Origin of the sequence: Saccharibacillus sacchari, from assembly GCF_037722395.1 — a bacterium.
Taxonomy (GTDB): Bacteria; Bacillota; Bacilli; order Paenibacillales; family Paenibacillaceae; genus Saccharibacillus; species Saccharibacillus sacchari_A.
This window is the reverse complement of record NZ_JBBKAR010000033.1, coordinates 724,455-741,306: the sequence shown is the minus strand read 5'-3', so window position 1 is coordinate 741,306 and position 16,852 is coordinate 724,455. Positions and strand designations below refer to the sequence as shown.

21 protein-coding genes are annotated in these 16,852 nt (G+C 53.8%); all 21 read right to left on the bottom strand.

Going from position 1 to position 16,852, the window contains the following annotated elements; all coding sequences use genetic code 11:
- Positions 1-54: 54 nt before the first annotated feature.
- The 21 genes from WKI47_RS12180 to aroB all read right to left on the bottom strand — a co-directional run bounded on the left by WKI47_RS12180 (position 55) and on the right by aroB (position 16,852).
- Complete coding sequence (locus WKI47_RS12180) at positions 55-714, bottom strand: DUF1405 domain-containing protein (protein WP_340227384.1); 660 nt, start codon at positions 712-714, stop codon at positions 55-57.
- A 128-nt stretch (positions 715-842) separates the two neighbouring features.
- On the bottom strand, positions 843-1,061 hold the full coding sequence (locus WKI47_RS12175) for an IDEAL domain-containing protein (RefSeq protein ID WP_340227383.1): 219 nt from the start codon (positions 1,059-1,061) through the stop codon (positions 843-845).
- A 268-nt stretch (positions 1,062-1,329) separates the two neighbouring features.
- Positions 1,330-1,932: a histidine phosphatase family protein gene (locus WKI47_RS12170; RefSeq protein ID WP_340227382.1), complete on the bottom strand. Its 603-nt coding sequence runs from the start codon at positions 1,930-1,932 to the stop codon at positions 1,330-1,332.
- A 53-nt stretch (positions 1,933-1,985) separates the two neighbouring features.
- On the bottom strand, positions 1,986-2,603 hold the full coding sequence (locus WKI47_RS12165; protein ID WP_340227381.1) for a hypothetical protein: 618 nt from the start codon (positions 2,601-2,603) through the stop codon (positions 1,986-1,988).
- A complete protein-coding gene (locus WKI47_RS12160) occupies positions 2,593-3,198 on the bottom strand; it encodes an RNA polymerase sigma factor (RefSeq protein WP_037289224.1) in 606 nt (201 codons plus the stop codon). The genes WKI47_RS12165 and WKI47_RS12160 overlap by 11 nt, the downstream gene beginning before the upstream one ends.
- 191 nt (positions 3,199-3,389) lie before the next feature.
- Positions 3,390-3,716 (bottom strand): immunity protein Imm33 domain-containing protein, encoded by a 327-nt coding sequence (locus tag WKI47_RS12155; protein ID WP_425355455.1) that lies wholly within the window; start codon positions 3,714-3,716, stop codon positions 3,390-3,392.
- Between the two features lie 3 nt (positions 3,717-3,719).
- Entirely contained in the window at positions 3,720-4,010 is a 291-nt protein-coding gene (locus WKI47_RS12150; RefSeq protein WP_340227379.1) for a hypothetical protein, read from the bottom strand.
- Between the two features lie 23 nt (positions 4,011-4,033).
- Complete coding sequence (locus tag WKI47_RS12145; RefSeq protein ID WP_340227378.1) at positions 4,034-4,471, bottom strand: hypothetical protein; 438 nt, start codon at positions 4,469-4,471, stop codon at positions 4,034-4,036.
- A 46-nt stretch (positions 4,472-4,517) separates the two neighbouring features.
- Positions 4,518-5,318, bottom strand: coding sequence for a metallophosphoesterase (locus WKI47_RS12140; RefSeq protein ID WP_340227377.1), 801 nt, complete (start codon positions 5,316-5,318; stop codon positions 4,518-4,520).
- 19 nt (positions 5,319-5,337) lie between these two features.
- Positions 5,338-5,652, bottom strand: coding sequence for a hypothetical protein (locus WKI47_RS12135; protein ID WP_340227376.1), 315 nt, complete (start codon positions 5,650-5,652; stop codon positions 5,338-5,340).
- Entirely contained in the window at positions 5,649-6,374 is a 726-nt protein-coding gene (locus WKI47_RS12130) for a DUF4274 domain-containing protein (RefSeq protein ID WP_340227375.1), read from the bottom strand. Before WKI47_RS12130 ends, WKI47_RS12135 begins: the two co-directional genes overlap by 4 nt.
- A gap of 119 nt (positions 6,375-6,493) precedes the next feature.
- Complete coding sequence (locus WKI47_RS12125) at positions 6,494-7,186, bottom strand: metallophosphoesterase (protein WP_340227374.1); 693 nt, start codon at positions 7,184-7,186, stop codon at positions 6,494-6,496.
- A 585-nt stretch (positions 7,187-7,771) separates the two neighbouring features.
- Positions 7,772-8,860, bottom strand: coding sequence for a prephenate dehydrogenase (locus WKI47_RS12120; RefSeq protein ID WP_340227373.1), 1,089 nt, complete (start codon positions 8,858-8,860; stop codon positions 7,772-7,774).
- 84 nt (positions 8,861-8,944) lie between these two features.
- The gene (gene hisC, locus WKI47_RS12115; RefSeq protein WP_340227372.1) at positions 8,945-10,042 is read right to left on the bottom strand and encodes a histidinol-phosphate transaminase; all 1,098 of its coding nucleotides are present in this window, start codon (positions 10,040-10,042) and stop codon (positions 8,945-8,947) included.
- 165 nt (positions 10,043-10,207) lie between these two features.
- The gene (trpA, locus tag WKI47_RS12110; protein ID WP_340227371.1) at positions 10,208-11,125 is read right to left on the bottom strand and encodes a tryptophan synthase subunit alpha; all 918 of its coding nucleotides are present in this window, start codon (positions 11,123-11,125) and stop codon (positions 10,208-10,210) included.
- Positions 11,122-12,324 (bottom strand): tryptophan synthase subunit beta, encoded by a 1,203-nt coding sequence (trpB, locus tag WKI47_RS12105; RefSeq protein ID WP_340227524.1) that lies wholly within the window; start codon positions 12,322-12,324, stop codon positions 11,122-11,124. Before trpB ends, trpA begins: the two co-directional genes overlap by 4 nt.
- Positions 12,324-13,046: a phosphoribosylanthranilate isomerase gene (locus tag WKI47_RS12100; protein ID WP_340227370.1), complete on the bottom strand. Its 723-nt coding sequence runs from the start codon at positions 13,044-13,046 to the stop codon at positions 12,324-12,326. Before WKI47_RS12100 ends, trpB begins: the two co-directional genes overlap by 1 nt.
- Positions 13,043-13,861 (bottom strand): indole-3-glycerol phosphate synthase TrpC, encoded by an 819-nt coding sequence (gene trpC, locus WKI47_RS12095; RefSeq protein WP_340227369.1) that lies wholly within the window; start codon positions 13,859-13,861, stop codon positions 13,043-13,045. The genes WKI47_RS12100 and trpC overlap by 4 nt, the downstream gene beginning before the upstream one ends.
- A complete protein-coding gene (gene trpD, locus WKI47_RS12090; protein WP_340227523.1) occupies positions 13,851-14,882 on the bottom strand; it encodes an anthranilate phosphoribosyltransferase in 1,032 nt (343 codons plus the stop codon). Before trpD ends, trpC begins: the two co-directional genes overlap by 11 nt.
- Before the next feature lie 483 nt (positions 14,883-15,365).
- Entirely contained in the window at positions 15,366-15,737 is a 372-nt protein-coding gene (gene aroH / locus WKI47_RS12085; protein ID WP_340227522.1) for a chorismate mutase, read from the bottom strand.
- On the bottom strand, positions 15,737-16,852 hold the full coding sequence (gene aroB, locus WKI47_RS12080; protein ID WP_340227368.1) for a 3-dehydroquinate synthase: 1,116 nt from the start codon (positions 16,850-16,852) through the stop codon (positions 15,737-15,739). Before aroB ends, aroH begins: the two co-directional genes overlap by 1 nt.

Sequence of the window (16,852 nt, the reverse complement as noted above, 5' to 3'; positions counted from 1 at the left end):
ACTCTTTCCTATGTTATCGCAAAGGGATTTTGAAGACAATGGTTGATATGTAGCCTAACGCATATCAGCCGGCCTGTTTGTCGATCTGGCGCCACGCCCGCTGCCGCGAATAGCTAACCATCCAGCCAGGACGCTTGCGGCCGTTAATCCGAACGTAAAGTTACGCACCTGATCGAGGATTGCCAGATGCTGCAACGATAAATACGGGAAAATGCCATATGTATAATCGACCGTATCGTTGGTAAACGTCCAAATCGCAGCCGGAATCAGCCATAAAGTCCCCAAGCTGAAGAAACGAACATAAACAAGAGCTTCTATAGCCATAATGCCATGCGAAGCGATCAGCATCCAACTGAGCGGCTCAATCGGGTTGCCCAGCGCAGCATCCCAAAAAATAATGGAAATCGCCCAAACTCCGTATTTGACGGATGTCACGATCGCCAAAGCTTCAATCAAATGAACGACGCCGCGCATCAACCGGGAAGCTGGAGGAAAAAGCAGGCCAAGAACCGCCAGCGTGAAGAATAAACTTCCGGTCGGACTATCCGGCACAAAAACGATTTGCCAAGCCGGCTGCGTGCTCCAAACATTGACCAATTGGCCTCCGTACCAATAATAACCATAGACCGTTCCGACCAGATTGCTAATAAAAAGCAACCAGAGAATCCGGCGATCGGTCAAAAGAGCGCGGCTCCACAAAAATGATAACGACATGTTGTTCCCCCCGAATAAAATTGAAAATGCGCCCGGTAGCCTTTAGCGGGCTTTCTCTTCATAAAAAGCCTGACCGCGTTGGCGGTCAGGCTTTTTATGAACCCGTTTTTATTTTACAGTTCGTATCTTCAAGTTGGCAAGCGCGAGGATTCTATCGATACACTGTCACGTTCAATCCTTTTCAATTCGCTCGTTAGAGCCAAGAAGGCAAGTTCGTCTCCATTGGCTAGAGCTGCGTCGATATCCTGCTGCAGCATTTCGCAGCGCCGTCTGCGCAATGATTCATCCCATACCATCTCGGCGGCCAGACCCAACATCACTTCGTAAGCTGCTTTCATCTTGTCCAAAGGACGCACCTCCCGAGTTTTCATATCTTCACCGGCAATTGTTCATCGTTTTGTTGTGAGCGCCCTCATTTTTTCGCAACTTTAAGAGATCGAAGAAGCAAAGAAGCCAACTCCTTTCTATGTTTTTAACCAAAACTTTCGCCCGTGCAACATAAAACGGAAAAAAACGGTAATTTTATTTAACCTGTAAGCGTTCCTGAACAGCAAAAAAAGCCTTTCAACGGCGTTATGCCGTCGAAAAGCTCTGAATTTGCTTTAAATCCGACCGTTAGCGGTGAAGCTTGCCCGTTTGCTCTACGGATAGATGCTTTGTACAGTTATAGACCAATGGCTCCCACAGCTCGCCGTTCTTTTCAAGCACAGTCAAAGACAAATTGCCAATCCGCTCAATCTGACGATCTGCATAAAGCGTGGCGTAAAGTTGAGCCAACAGACCCCCGTGCGTGACGACCAAAATATTTTGATCCGGGTATTTCACTTCAAGATCAACCATGAATGCCAGCGCGCGCTCGCCAAGTGCCTGAAGCTGCTCCTGGCCGTTGTCTTGCGTGCTCCAATCCGCTCCGTACTGCTCGATCAGTTCGGAGATTTGCATCCCTTCAAGCGGTCCGAATCCGCGTTCGGTCAGACGTATATCAGCTTCCAGCAACGGCAAATCCAATCGGGCAGCAATAATCTCAGCCGTCTCCTGCGCTCGCAGCAATCCGCTGGAAATTGCAAAATCCCACTTGTAAGACTCTTCCGTTAACCGCTCGGCCAATCGCGAAGCCTGGGCGCGACCTTCGTCGTTAAGCGGAATATCGCTTTGCCCCTGAATTCGTCCTGCTGCATTCCAGTCGGTCAGTCCGTGTCTAATCAAGCCGATACGCATCAACGTCGCTCCAATCTTTTACAACTTATACGTTTTGGTAAAATAAGCCTGCCTTACTTTCTCATCGCGGCAATTCGCGTAAGCGACAGCAGTGCAAGTCCCATGCCCGTCAGTGACAGGAACATCCAATATTGCGGGTGTGTCGGCCCGATTTGAGCGACCAGAGGCTCAATGATCCCGCGTCCCGGCACTTGTTCGTCCGATTCCGTGTCGGACGATTCAGAGATACCCGCCTGCACCGTCAACGGCTGAACGATTACGCCGGCCGGCACTTCCTGAGCCGCGCTTCGTTCACGGTCGGGAACGCCCCAGCCAGCAAGGTAAATAAAGCTGACAAGAAAAACGGCAAGCAGTGCAGCAATCCATACGGCCGCCCGGCTTCGGAATCGGTGTTGCGAAGCATACGTTTTCGCTTCTCCCGGAAGCAGCCACGGAGATTCCTCATAAATCCGATCCATGACGCCGCGGTTCATCCGTTCGGCGTCCATCTCGGGTAAATCAAGAGAGGCTTCTTGCAGCAACTCGTCCAGATCAGGGAAATCATCGGGATCAAACGTATCGCTTTGCCGATCTTCCGGCCGAAGCGGTCCGCCCTTCTTCTCGTCCGGGCGCTGCTCATGCGGATTCCAGCGCATGTCCGCCCGGCGTCCGCCATCCTCTCTACCCTTCATTCGGTCTCATCCCCTTGTAGATCTCCTCGTCGTAGACCGGGCCGTAATAATAGGGTTCCAACTGATTCTTGATACTGAGCCGCGCGCGGAACAGCAAGGACTTGACGGAGCTGATACTTTGCCCCAAAATACGCGCGATCTCTTGATAGTCCATCTGATCGTATTCGCGCAAGATCAACGCCGCGCGTTGTTTCTCCGGCAAATTGTCGATCGCCGAGCGAACCATCCCAACCTGCTCGTTGCGAAGCAATGCCTGCTCGGGTGCCGCATCCGTCGACGAATCGGTCACCAACTCGCCGTCCTCCAGCGGAACGTTGGTCGCCCGGTGCCTGCGAAGCTCGCTGAGCGCCGTGTTTCTTGCAATCGTGTACAACCAGGTCGAGAAAGAAGCTTCCACTTCGCGAAAAGATTGAAGACTTTTAAACGCTTTATAAAAAGTTTCGGAACTCACGTCTTCGGCAAGATGGCCAAGGCCCGCGCTCTTCAACATATAGTACGTAAATGCCAGGATTTTGCGCTGATAGCGCCGCATGAGAACCGAGTAAAGTTCGACATTCCCTGCTTTAATTTCCCGAATCAGCTCGGAATCTTCCATCGAAAACGCGCCCCTCCCTCGCTCGCCGCAAAAAATCTACAGCCCTTTTTATCATCATCCCCGTTTTCCACAGAAAATCCGGGTCGTCGACTCATAGACGGACAGAGCCAAGATAAAGTTGCAGCAATTGGCGATTTTTTTCTCTTTATTTAATCTTCTTACCCGTTTCCCGCCAACATATCGCTTTTTTCTTAGATCTGCGCTCTCCAAATATTGCGATCTTCCGTATCCAATACGGCTTCGACCTCGTCGCCATCCAGAACCGCAACGCAGCCTTTCGGCAGTGCCAGTACTTTCAGTACGCCCGGACGCAGATTGAATAATTGAAAAATATAATACAACCGCAGCTCTTCCTGCTCGACTTGTCCTTCCGCCGGTCCGAGGTACCAACCGGAACGTCCGTCCTGACGATGGTCGGTCCGCTCCAGATAAACCCGCTCCGCACTCCATGCTTTTTCCGACGCGATCAGCGTATCCTGGAACAAACACGTTTCTCCCGTCGTTCCGCTCTGCTTCAATACCTAGTTTTGGGCCAGTTGCACGGATAACGTCGCAGACAAATCATCGGTCGTGCGCGAAAAAGGATCGGTCGCATAATCGGGAGCCAGAATTTGCACCTGGCCTGCGCCGATCTCATGCACGAACAAAATGCTCCAGCCTACCTGGATTTTCATGCCGTCTTCAAGCAAACCGGCATCCGCCTCGGTAGTCTGAAACAAATTCAGCAGAAACTGTCCTTGCAGTTCCAAGCTTTCTTCGCATTTTAGCGAAAACGTGCGAGTACCGATTTCTTTGGTTTTCGTAATTAGCATGATTCGGCGTCCCCCGTTCGGAATTACTTTTGCTTACGGATGCGCTCCTGCTCGCTCAAATACTCCTTGTATCCCCAGAACGCTTCTTCGCGCCCGCCGCCTTCGAGCAATGTGGCGACCGCATAAGACAGCAATTCGACCCAGTCAGACATTTGCTGCAAAGCTTCATCGGCGATCAGCTCGTTTCTGCGCAGCATGCCGTTCGGCTCAACCGCCCACGCCCTTGCATACTGGCAAAGACTCCAAAAACACGACACGATCGCGCGGTCGAGCTGTTCTTTTTCCAACTCGTCGCTCAACACGTCCAGAATCTCCATGACTTCATGAAAATTCTTTTCGATCAGCTTACCTCTATAGGGACGTAACATGCCGAGAAATCCATGTTCCACTTTCTCGTGTTCGAGATCGTCATGTACGAAAGCGTGCATGTTTAACCGTTCAACGGCTTGTTCCTTATTCAAGATCAACCCTCCATGATAGCTGCATATTCCGGTCATGCCTTTTTGTTCAAACCTGTGTGAAAATAAACGCTCGGCCGTCCGCATTGAGCACCTGCACCTGTCCGATCTCAGCCAGCGGCTGCTCCCAGTGCACATGTCCGCAGCACACCAGCATGTTCGAAGCGAACGCCTCCAACTGGCCGCTGATTCCCGGGTGACCATGCAGCCCGAGTGTCGGCACATCCGGCCCTTGATGCAGCAGCAAAATATCAGGTTTGCGCGCCAGCAACTTTTTCAACTCACGTAAAAACAGTTCTTCCGGCATTCGATTCGGTCGCCCTCTGCGGCCTATGATGCCTCCTATGCCCGCGATCCGCACACCTGCTACTTGTTGTACGCCGGGATATTCGAAAAATAAGACTTGCGCGAGTTCTCCCAGCCCACCCGGTGAAAACAGATCGTGATTCCCTGCGACGCCCGCCACGCTGCCGAACCGGTTGTTAAAGGCTTGCCAGACTGGAAACGGGTCACCGCTTGATCCGCGAACGCTTGGGTCGGCATACAAATCCCCGCAGAGCAGGACAAGCACCCGCTGCGGGTCTATACTCGGAAACTCCAATTCCAGCAGCAAAGCAAGGTGTTCGGCCAACTCCTCACCAAGCAAACGATCTCCGCAGTCGCCTTCTTCCCCTGCTTTACAGGTACCCTGCAAGTCCGAAGTTACGATCAAAGCATCGCATTCGGCAGGAAGACCTTCCACTTTTCCACTATGTATAGGCAGCCCGATACGTTCGGTTCCGCCTCCCGTTGCCGCCGACAGATAAGGTACCGCATCCAGAGGGTCCGGGTCAAGTTTTACGATACGCATCAGGATGCCTCCTTTGTGTTCAAAACGGCTTTTGGCCTTTAAAAGGAGCAAACTGCGCCGGATCGGCTCCGCGCGAGCACAGATAGCGAAGCGCTTGGTCGAAGCCGTCGAAGATCAGCAGCTCTTCTTCCGCGCAGTCTTCGGCGATATGCACTTCTTGCGGATCGACGGCAAAAAAATAAGCTTGGTAGCGCCCGTCTTTTTTACGCATCGCATACTGGACAAACTCTTGGCTTTCAGGAACGCCCGGCTTCGGCCGCATACATTCATACCCGCGTGTCCGTCCACGCTCCACGGCTTTGCTCCAGATGAAAGGGTCGCTTCCGCTGCTCAACGATCCATCTCCGACATGGAAGCTTGAAGCCTGGAACGCAGATCTTCCGCCAGTTTACGAAAAGCCGCTCTCTCCTCGTCGTCGGCATACTCTTCTTTTCGCAGTTCCAACCAGTAATCGCCGTCGGCCAGATCATACATATCCAGCAGCGTGATCTCGGCGCAAGCCGGGCTTTCCATTGCCGCAAACATCAGCTCAGGACCGTCATCCCAATTATATCCGTTCACAAAAGCATGCAGCAAAACCGCGGAGTCCAGCGTACGAACAGCTTCCAACGCCTTTTCGCGATCTTCTTCATACAGAAGCGCATCCAGCTTTTGCTGTTCTTCGGCGTTCAAGGTAAGTCTGATCGCCCCGCGCGTCTCCATCAACAAATCCGCTACGGCACGATCCCCACGGGAAGCCGCGGCATTCCACGGAGTAGCCCGAATGCCGCGCGGGGAGTCGATCTGGGCCCCGTATTTCAGCAGCAGCTTAACCGCGCCTTCTTGCTGGAACTTGATCGCTTTGAGCAGCGCCGTCTCGCCCATCTTATCCGTAACTTCGATCTCGGCTCCTTTTTCCAGCAAGATCTCTACGGCCTCCGTCGGCAGTTTATACGTCATAAACAGCATCAACGGGGTCCGTCCCCTGGAATCGCGCTCGTTGACATCCAGTTCTCCGGCAGCGGTTCGTACCGCATGCACGTTTTTCGTTCTTGCAATTTCTGCCCAATTCGTCATTTTCCGGCTCCTTTGCAGCTTACTTTGGTTCAAGGCTTCCAAGTCCTTTTATGATTCCTTATCCTACAGTATCCTATGCACGTGCCTGTAGTTCAAGTCGAAATGAAGGATAAGTCCGTTTAAATGCGAACCAGATCGCGATAGATCAGCCGCTGCGCTTCAGGGAGCTTCATATCCGCATGGTAATGACCGAACAGCCACCGCTTGAAGGACAGGCGTTGCTGAATGTTTTGAAAATACTCATGCATAGCATCCGGCTTCACTTCTGTCGCGAGTTCTGCGGAAATCCACTGTAAGGCCGAATATGAACACGTATGCGTCAGAACGACATCGACCTCCCAATTGCAACCCTCCAGATTACGCAGTCCCTCCGCATACTCTGCTTCAGACGGCATCTCTTCGGCCCACCAGGACACGCCTTCCTTGCGATGCTCCCGATCATGCGAAGCCGCGCCGCCGAAAGTGAAAATCCGCTTCCCCTCCAGTTCAAAAACGTGTCCGCGCATCAGATGCAGCACGCTGTCATTGATCCGTCGCACCTTGCCCCCGTTCCATTCTTCTTCGGGAAAAGTAGAGAGCAGATCGAAATTCTCGTGATTCCCGTCGATAAAAAGTGTTGTGAACGGCTTGGTCTTATGCAGCCATTTCAACCAGAACCGATCTGCGGCGTCCAGGTTCCAGATTAACCCGAAGTCGCCCGCCACGATCACAAAATCTTCCTTGGTCATTTGTTTCTGCTGCGGAAAATTCCGGGTATTCAGCCGCTCGCCGATCCTGTCCGCCCCATGCACATCCCCTGTCACCCAAATCATGTCGTCCCCGTCCTTTGCTTGGTTCCTATCCCTTCAGTATACCTCTTTTGTCGATCAAAACAAAAAGCGGCGGATCGGCACCGGCCATCCGTCGCTACTTATTTCGATTCCCAATGCTCGTCGTTCTTAATTTCACTCCATATTAACTTTAACAAGCCACCACCCACGACCGCCTCGCCGCAAGGGTATCCTGATCTATTTTCCCGCAAAAAAAAGACCGCTCACTGTGAGCGGCCCGTGCACCATTTCGAAGTACACTAATAGTTATAGGAGTGGAGAGAAACCATACTGTACGTTCATTATATGTATACGCTTCCAAAATGTCAACGCTTTCTTTTCCTTTTTTGTTCAAAAAAATTAATAAGCCATTTCCGTCACTACGCAACGACGGAAATGGCTTTTAAAATTGCTATTCAAACGAAGCGTTTAGCGGCAAGCAAAATTCAGTGCAGGAACGAAGTGTTCGCCTTTGAACTTGGGAAGCTTCCTTTATTAAATCCAATCAAGCTTCCCGAGTTCAACACGCGACCGAAACGAATTTTGCTTGCAGCGTACGCGCTTCTTTTGCGAATAGGAATTTATCAATCAGACATACACGTCGAACTCCAACCCCTCCAACGCTTCTTTGCCCCGGTTCATATTCGTCTCGTCCCGGAACGAAAGCCGCATCAGCCCCGGCACATCCTCGCGACTCTCGATAATCTGCAAGTTGCTCAAGTTGATGCCGCGCGAGCCAAGCTCGGTCGTGATCCGGCCGATAATGCCCGGATGGTCGGGTACGTCGAGATAAAGATCGTAGGTTTTGGCAATGACGCCTTTGCGGCGTTCCGGCAATTCGTTGCGGAAATCGCCGGCATCCTGAAACCGCGCCGAGATGCCTTCGCCGTCTTCCCGTTCCAACTGATCGATAAAACCTTCGACCTGTTGATTCCAGTCGCGTAGAAGCTTTAAAAGATTGAAGCGGTTGTTCAGTAAAATGTCGCGCCACACGACAGGGTCGCTGGACGCGATCCGGGTAATGTCGCGGAAACCTCCGGCAGCAAGCGTCCGATACAACGGATTGCTTTCATGGTATCCGCTAATCTGATTCACCAAAGCTACGGCAATAATATGCGGCAGATGGCTGATAGCCCCGACGATCTCGTCATGCTGTCCCGGTTCCATGCAGATGACTTTGGCCCGGGTCAACGCCAGCAGCTTCGTCAACGCTTCGGTCGCTGCCGGATCGGTATCCGGCTCCGGCGTCAGCACGTAATACGCGTTTTCGAACAGCAGCGAAGTCGCCGCCTGAACGCCCGAGCGTTCCGAGCCAGCCATCGGATGCCCGCCGATAAAGCAGGCGTCGCCCCAGTCCAGCTCTCTCGCCCGCGCGGCGATCGAAGCTTTGGTGCTGCCCACATCCGTAACGATACAGCCTTTTTTCAGCGGCAAAGCATGGATTTGTTCCAAATACTTCTCCAACAATCCGACAGGCGTAGACAGAAAAATAAAGTCGGCATCTTGTACCGCTTCTTCCAACGACAGGGTCGCGGAGTCCACGACTCCGCGCTCCACGCTCAGATCGGCCAGATCCTGCCGGTGGGAAAATCCGACGAGCTGGACGTCCGGCTTCCCGCGGAAGCACAAGGCCAGCGAGCCGCCGATCAGTCCGACGCCGATCACAGCAATTTTCATAGAGGTCAGCCTCGCTTCGTTAAGGTTCTTGCAGGAAAACGTCCCAGTACCATGACCCAGTTAAATGTAAGGTTGGTCAATCTATTAGACGGTCGCTTCCTGTCCGTTCAATGCTTCTTCGAACGTCCGGATGAAAATCTCGTTCTCTCTCGGAGAACCTACAGTCACCCGCAGATACGTCGGATAAAGCTTGAACCCCGCACGCGCGATTACCCCTTTTTGCAGCATCAGTTGGAACAGCTCCACAGCCGACTGCTTCGTATCGACCATGATGAAGTTGCCGTTTGCCGGGAAATGAACGAGTCCCAGACGATCGAATTCGCTTTGCAGGAACTTGATTCCTTCGGCATTTTTTTCACAGCAAGATTGCACGAATTCCTGATCCGCCAAAGCTGCTTTTGCTGCTGCTTGAGCGATACGCGTCGTATTGAACGGCTCGCGTACCTGATTGATCGAACGGATCACGGAAGCTTGCCCCACGCCGTAACCGATCCGCAGGGCGGCAAGACCGTAGATTTTGGAGAACGTACGCAGCACGACCACGTTGGCGTAATCCGCCAGCAACTCCGTACCGTCCGGGTATTCGCTGTCGGTCACGTATTCGAAATAAGCTTCGTCCAGCACGACCATTACGGAAGAAGGCAGGCGATCCAGGAAGCTTTTCAATTCGTTTTTGCTGACGATGGTGCCGGTCGGATTGTTCGGGTTGCAGATCCATACGATCTTGGTCCGGTCCGTCACGGCAGCCAGCATGGCGTCGAGATCGTGTTTGCCTTCTTGCAGCGGAACTTCGATACTCGTTGCTTTCTCGATATCGGCATTGCTTTTATATACGGAAAAAGTCGCATCCGCCATAATATTCTCGTCGCCTTCCGAGAGGAACGCGCGAGCAATCAGGGCAATGACTTCATCCGACCCGCAACCAAAAATAATCTGGTCGGAGTTAACGGACAGATGCTCGGCTACCGCCGCAGTCAATTCGACCGCGCCACCGTCCGGATACAAATTAAATTTAGTCAATTCTTCTTCGATCGCGGCTTTGACACGAGGGGAAAATCCGTAAGGATTTTCATTGGAAGCCAATTTCACGACTTCGCTGAGTCCGTATTCTTTTTGAACTTCTTCGATCGGCTTACCGGGCTGATAGACCGGAAGGTTCACAATGTGTGCTTTAGGCTGCATGGATATTCCCCTACTTTCCTGATTTGGCGTGTTGCAGTGCGACAGTGTCGGGCTGCGAACAGACGCAAAAAGTATATGCTTAGGCCGAAACAAGGAAGGTCCGCGAAAAGCAGGCCGGCTACACGCCTGGTTTTTCGCTTCGTTCCTTGATTTCGACTTACGCAATTATACCTTTAATTCTGCCACAAATTTGCGAATTTGCAAGAGTGCATCTTCGCGCTTGTCTGCATTCATCAGATCAGGGATCAGCGATTCGATCGTGCGAACGATCGCGCTACCTACCACGACACCGTCACACAGCTCCGAAAACCGCTCGACCTGCTCCCGGCTGGAGATGCCGAACCCGACCGCAACCGGCAGTTCCGTGCGGGATTTCACGTCGCGGATAAAAGCATCCACGCCTTCATGGAACGAAGCCCGCTCCCCGGTAACGCCAAGCGACGATACGCAATACACAAAGCCGCGGCCATTGTTCAGGATACGCTCAATACGCTCGCTGGACGTCGGCGCGACAAGCGGAATCAGCGCGATTCCGGCTTGATCCGCCCGTTCCAGCAGTTCGCCCGATTCTTCGTAAGGCACGTCGGGAATGATTAGGCCGCTAATGCCGTGCGCGGAAGCCTGGTCGAAAAATTCGTCCAGTCCCATTTGCAGCACGGGATTGTAGTAAGTGAACAGCACGAACGGCATATTCACGCCGCGCTCTCTCGACTTTTTGGCGATATCCAGACAGGTGCGCACGGTAATCAACTGCTGCAACGCACGGGACGATGCCCGCTGAATGACCGGTCCGTCCGCAAGCGGATCGGAGTAGGGAACGCCTAACTCCAAAATATCCGCTCCCGCGTCTTCCAGACGCTCAATGATTTCAAGCGTGGTCTCAATGTCGGGATCGCCTACGGTGAGAAAAGGAATAAGCGCCGTGCCGCCCTGCTCGCCGATACGACGGAACGTTTCATCGATCCGGTTGGGACGCACATCGCCCGGCGCTGCGAACGAAGCGCTTGCCGCGCCTGTCGACAGCCCTCCTTCGGCCGCTGGATGCCTCATGATCCGACGTACGGCATTCGATTGGATGTTCATTGTGCGTTTCCTCCTTCATTTTCGTAAGCCATGATCGATTCGACGTCCTTGTCACCGCGACCGGACAAACAAACGATCAACAGTTTGTCTTGGCCGAGCTCCGGCGCGATTTTCCCGGCTTGCGCCAGTGCATGGGCCGATTCCAGCGCCGGAATGATTCCTTCGGTCCGGCAAAGCAGCTTCAGCGCGTCCAACGCTTCGTCGTCGGTGATCGGTACGTATTTCGCGCGCCCGGTATCTTTTAAGTAAGAGTGCTCCGGTCCTACACCCGGATAATCGAGTCCCGCCGAGATCGAATGCGCAGGCTGAACCTGACCGTAATCGTCTTGCAGCAGATAACTCATCGAACCCTGGAATACGCCTTTCGTACCCAGCGTCATCGTAGCGGCATGCAGCGGCGTATCGATGCCTTTTCCGGCTGCTTCGACCCCGACGAATTTGACCTCCTGGTCGCGAACGAACGGATAGAACATCCCGATCGCGTTGCTGCCTCCGCCAACTGCCGCCACAATGGTATCGGGGAGACGTCCTTCGATTTCGAGAATTTGGCGCCGGGTTTCGTCTCCGATGACGCGTTGGAAGTTACGCACGATCAGCGGGTACGGATGCGGGCCGACCGCCGAACCCAGAATGTAAAAGGTATCGCTCACATGGCTGACCCAGTAACGCAGCGCTTCGTTGCCTGCGTCTTTCAGCGTTTTCGTTCCCGATACGACAGGCACAACTTCCGCGCCGAGCAAACGCATACGGAAAACGTTCAGCTGTTGACGCTGCATGTCCTCCTCTCCCATGAACACTTTGCATTCCAAGCCGAACAGCGCCGCTACGGTCGCTGTTGCTACGCCGTGCTGGCCTGCGCCCGTTTCGGCAATGACTTTCTTTTTCCCCATGCGTACGGCAAGCAGTCCTTGTCCCAGTGCATTGTTGATCTTATGCGCGCCGGTGTGGTTCAGGTCTTCCCGTTTGAGATAAATCTTCGCGCCGCCGAAATGTTCCGTCAGACGCTTGGCGTAATACAGCGGCGTCTCGCGTCCCGAATATTGCTTCAGCAGATCGTTCAGTTCGGCGTTAAAGTCTTCATCGGCCGAGTATTTCAAGTAGGACTGTTCGAGTTCGATCAAAGCGTTCATCAACGTCTCGGGTACGAAACGTCCTCCAAAATCACCATAACGTCCTTTTGCATCCGGTACTTGCTGAATCATGATAAAACCGCCCTCTCCACGAATGTAGTCATTTTCTCAAGGTCTTTATGTCCGTCCGTCTCGACACCGCTGGAAACATCGATGCCGTCCGGTGCGTAGTCTGCGATCAACTGATGAACATTTTCCGGCGCCAATCCGCCAGCTACGAATAATTGTAACCCATTTCGCTGCGCGGCGCTTCGATACAGAGGAATGATCTCCCAATTGAATGTCCGGCCCGAACCGCCTCCGTACAGCGGGTCATGGGTATCGATAAGCAGCACATCGACCGTGCCTGCGTAGTCGGTAGCGATACGTTCCGCTCGTTCAACATGGCTCTTTTCGCGATCGTCTCCGCCGATAGGCACAGCTTTGAATACGGGAATGCCGAATCGGTCGCGAACTTGTTTGCACAGCTGCGGGCTTTCTTGTCCATGTAACTGGATTACATCTAGGCCAGCGTTCGATAAGACTTGCTGAAGTTCCTCCAGAGTCGGATTGACGAACACCCCCGCGACGCGAGGACGAGACGTTGCAGTGACTTGTGCGTCAAACGATCCATACCCGTCATCCAGCTGTTGAATAAGTTCAGCCGCTTGCTGCGTATTGACCTGTCGCCTACTCGGTGCAAATACCAAGCCGATGTAATCGACCTGCAATTCGGCCGCTTTTTTCAACGCTTCCGGTGTTCGTATGCCGCAGATTTTGATATGGGGACGCGTAGTTTCTTGATGGGTCATCGCGCGGCTCCCGTATCGATCTGTGAACACACAGTTCCCATCACTTCGGTCACGGCTTCGCCGATATCAGGCCGCCGCATAAACGTCTCGCCGATCAGCACGCCTTTAGCACCGTTGGAACCCACATAGGCGATATCTTCGGCTGTGCGAATCGCGCTTTCGCTAATAAGCAGCGCTTGCGCGGGAATAGAAGTCGACAGATCAGCGGTTACGGTTAAACTCGTCTCGAACGTATGCAGATTGCGGTTGTTCACGCCGATCAGTCCGCGATCCGTCACTTCCAACACCCGTTCCAATTCCTCGGCGTTATGCACTTCGATCAGCGTGTCCAACCCGATCGATTCGGCGGTTGCTTTTAATTCGCGCAAACGCTCTGTCGGTAGAATCGCCGCAATCAGCAGTACCGCATCGGCTCCGATCAGACGTGCTTCGTAAATCTGCAATTCGTCGATCACGAAATCTTTGCGGAGCAACGGCAGCTTGACGGCTTCGCGAATTTGCGTCAAATATTCGGCATTCCCCTGGAAATAATCGACATCGGTCAGTACGGACAAGCAGTCCGCACCGGCAGCTTCGTAGGCTTGAGCGAGTTCGACCGGATTGAAGTCTTCGCGAATCAACCCTTTGGACGGAGAAGCCTTTTTCACTTCGGCGATCAGTGCCATCCCGGTTCGTTTCGGACTGCGCAGCGCAGCTTCGAACCCGCGAGTAGGCGGCATGTCGGCGATACGCTGCTTGGCCTCCGCGATATTCAACGTTTCTTTCAAACGTTTTACTTCATTTTTTTTCGTCTCTACAATTCGATCAAGATACATATCCGCATTCCTCCGTTGTCTGGATCAGCTGTTCAAGTTTGCTAAGGGCCTGGCCCGAGTCCACGATGTCTGCTGCCTTGCGTACGCCTTCCGCTAAGTCTTGCGCGGCTCCGGCTGTATAGATGCAGGCTCCGGCATTTGCGAGTACAATGTCACGCCGCGCGCCGCGTTCACCCGACAATACGCCTCGCACGATACGTGCGTTATCCGCAGCATCGCCGCCGAGAATGCTCTCAAGCGGGTGACGTTCAAGTCCCAATTCTTCGGGCGTGATCTCGTAAGTGTGCACGACCCCGTTTTTCAATTCCGATACCCGAGTCGGGCCGGACACGCTGATCTCATCCAATCCGTCCAGTCCGGCAACGACCATCGCGCGTTTTGCCCCAAGGTTGCCGAGTACGGATGCGATCTGCTCGGTTCGGTTCGCGTCGTACAAGCCAAGCAGCTGTCGATCGGCGCCTGCCGGATTGGTCAGCGGGCCGAGCAGGTTGAACACGGTGCGTACGCCCAACTCCCGCCGAGGAGCAGCCGCGTATTTCATCGAAGGATGATAGGTCTGGGCGAACAAGAAGCAGATACCGATCCGTTCCAAGCATTCGGCGGCTTGAGTGCCGTTGATTCCGATATTGACGCCGAGCGCTTCCAGCACGTCCGCGCTACCCGCGCGTCCGCTTGCGGAGCGATTGCCATGTTTGGCGACGCGGACGGAAGCCGATGCCGCGATCAACGCCGATGCCGTTGAGATATTGAATTTATGAATACCGGAGCCGCCCGTGCCGCACGTATCCAGCAGATGCTCACGCGCAGTTCCGACTGTTCCTGCAAAGCTTCTCATCGTTTCGGCAAATCCGGTAATTTCTTCGACCGTTTCGCCTTTCATGCGCAAGGCCAGCAGGAACCCGCCGATCTGTGCGGGCGTTGCGGCTCCGGTCATAATGCCTTCCATTGCGGCTCTTGCTTGTTCACGACTCAGCGAAATTCCTTCGGAAACCAATGCCAGTGCGTCCTGGACGCTGAACATGGGATGGATCGAGTTGGTTGTGTAAATCTGCGAGGATGGTTGCATATCAGGTTCTCTCCTTTAAGTTGGATTGAGCTTGAGCAACTAGTGGCTTCCTCGAAATGCCGATTTCCTCACCGCGAAGAGGTTATAAAAAAGACCCCCGCTTCGCAGCAGAGGTCTTCGGTTCGAACCAAGCAACTGCCTGTTGGCGGCATACCGGGTTCGGACTTCGACGGATCGCATTCGTTGATGTATAGCTCAAAAAAATCCGTGGCCCCCTGGCCTTCGAATCCCTTCCCTATACGCTAACTCTGCTCAGCCTGACTCTGCTCTGTCTTGCGGCCTATGCCGCATCGGTCCCTGTGGACCTCACGATTCTCCATTCCCGCCCAAAAACACTCCTGTCTTCGGCGCGGTCATGTGAATCCTTCATGTTATTCCCTACTATACCCGATCCTCAAACGGATAGCAAGCGTGCCTGCCTGATCCGATTTTAAACCTTTACTTTTGACCGGCCAGATCCGGACGCAGCACGGTGGCTCCCTGTTGATACACATGCCGAATTTCGCGCTGGCTCTTCTCCGTGTTCACCTGGATCATCAGACGAATGCAGCGCGGCAAGCTCCCTTCGACAGGAACTTCCAAAGCGCACATAAGGGGAACGAAATCCCAGCCTGCGCGTTTACGCACGGCCACCGCCGGAAAAGCGGCATCCAGGTCGTGCGTGACGGTGATCCAGACATTGCTGACTGTCTCCGGATCAATAGCGTTGCGCTCGATCATCTCCGCAACCAATGCTTCGGTCGCGGCGTAAATTTCGTCCCGATCGTTATGTTCGACGGTCGTCGCTCCGCGAATGCCTCGATTGTAGATCACGATAATTCCTCCTTTTCTTTCAACCGTTCGATGATGTCCCGGACGGCATCCGCTTCCACGTCGTCCGCGATTTCCACGCGGCCAATCTCGGACGGCACGATATACACCATTTTGCCTTCCCTGAACTTCTTGTCGCGCTGCATGGCGGACATGAGCGCTTCGGTATCCATGTCATCCGGCAACGTAACGGGAAGTTCAAGCGCACGCAACATCAACATCGTCTCGCCGTACAGGCCGGTTTCACCGCCGCGTTCTTCGCCCAACAACGCTGCGGCGGCCATGCCGACCGCGATCGCTTCGCCATGCAGGAAACGTCCGTATCCCGCCACGGCTTCGATCGCGTGCCCCAGCGTATGCCCGAGATTCAGGATCGCCCGAAGGTCGTTTTCCCGCTCGTCCCGCGACACGACCTGCGCTTTGATCGCGCAGCCTTTTTCCAACCCGTAAATCAAAGCTTCCGAATCGAGTGCCAGCAGGCGCGGCGCGTTGTCATGGCACCATTCGGCGAATTGCCGATCCCAAATCAGACCGTGCTTGACCATCTCGGCCAAGCCTGCACGCACTTCGCGGATCGGCAAAGTGGACAGCGTATCGACGTCATAAAGCACCAGCTCCGGCTGATGGAAAACGCCGATCATGTTTTTGGCAAGAGGATGGTTAACCGCCACCTTGCCGCCTACGCTGCTGTCATGCGCCAAAATGGTCGTCGGCACCTGAATAAAGCGTATGCCGCGCATATACGTGCCTGCGACATAGCCGGCCAAGTCACCGACTACGCCACCTCCGAGCGCCAGAACGGCCGAAGAACGGTCCAATCCGGCTTCGATCGCCTGCGTAACCAGATCGTTGTAGACGGCTAGCGACTTGGTTGCCTCACCTGCCGGAACCACTGCACTCACTACACGATACCCGCCGTTTGTCAGTGCGGATTCCAGTTTTTCCAGATAAAGAGGAGCTACGTTATCGTCAGTCACGATCATCAGCGGGCTTTTGTCCGGCACACCCGCTTCGCGCAGATACTGCGCCGCACGATCCAGCAATCCGCCGCCGATCACGATCGGATACGAACGTTCGCCCAATTCTACCGTTAGCGTTGTCGTCGCCGTACCCAT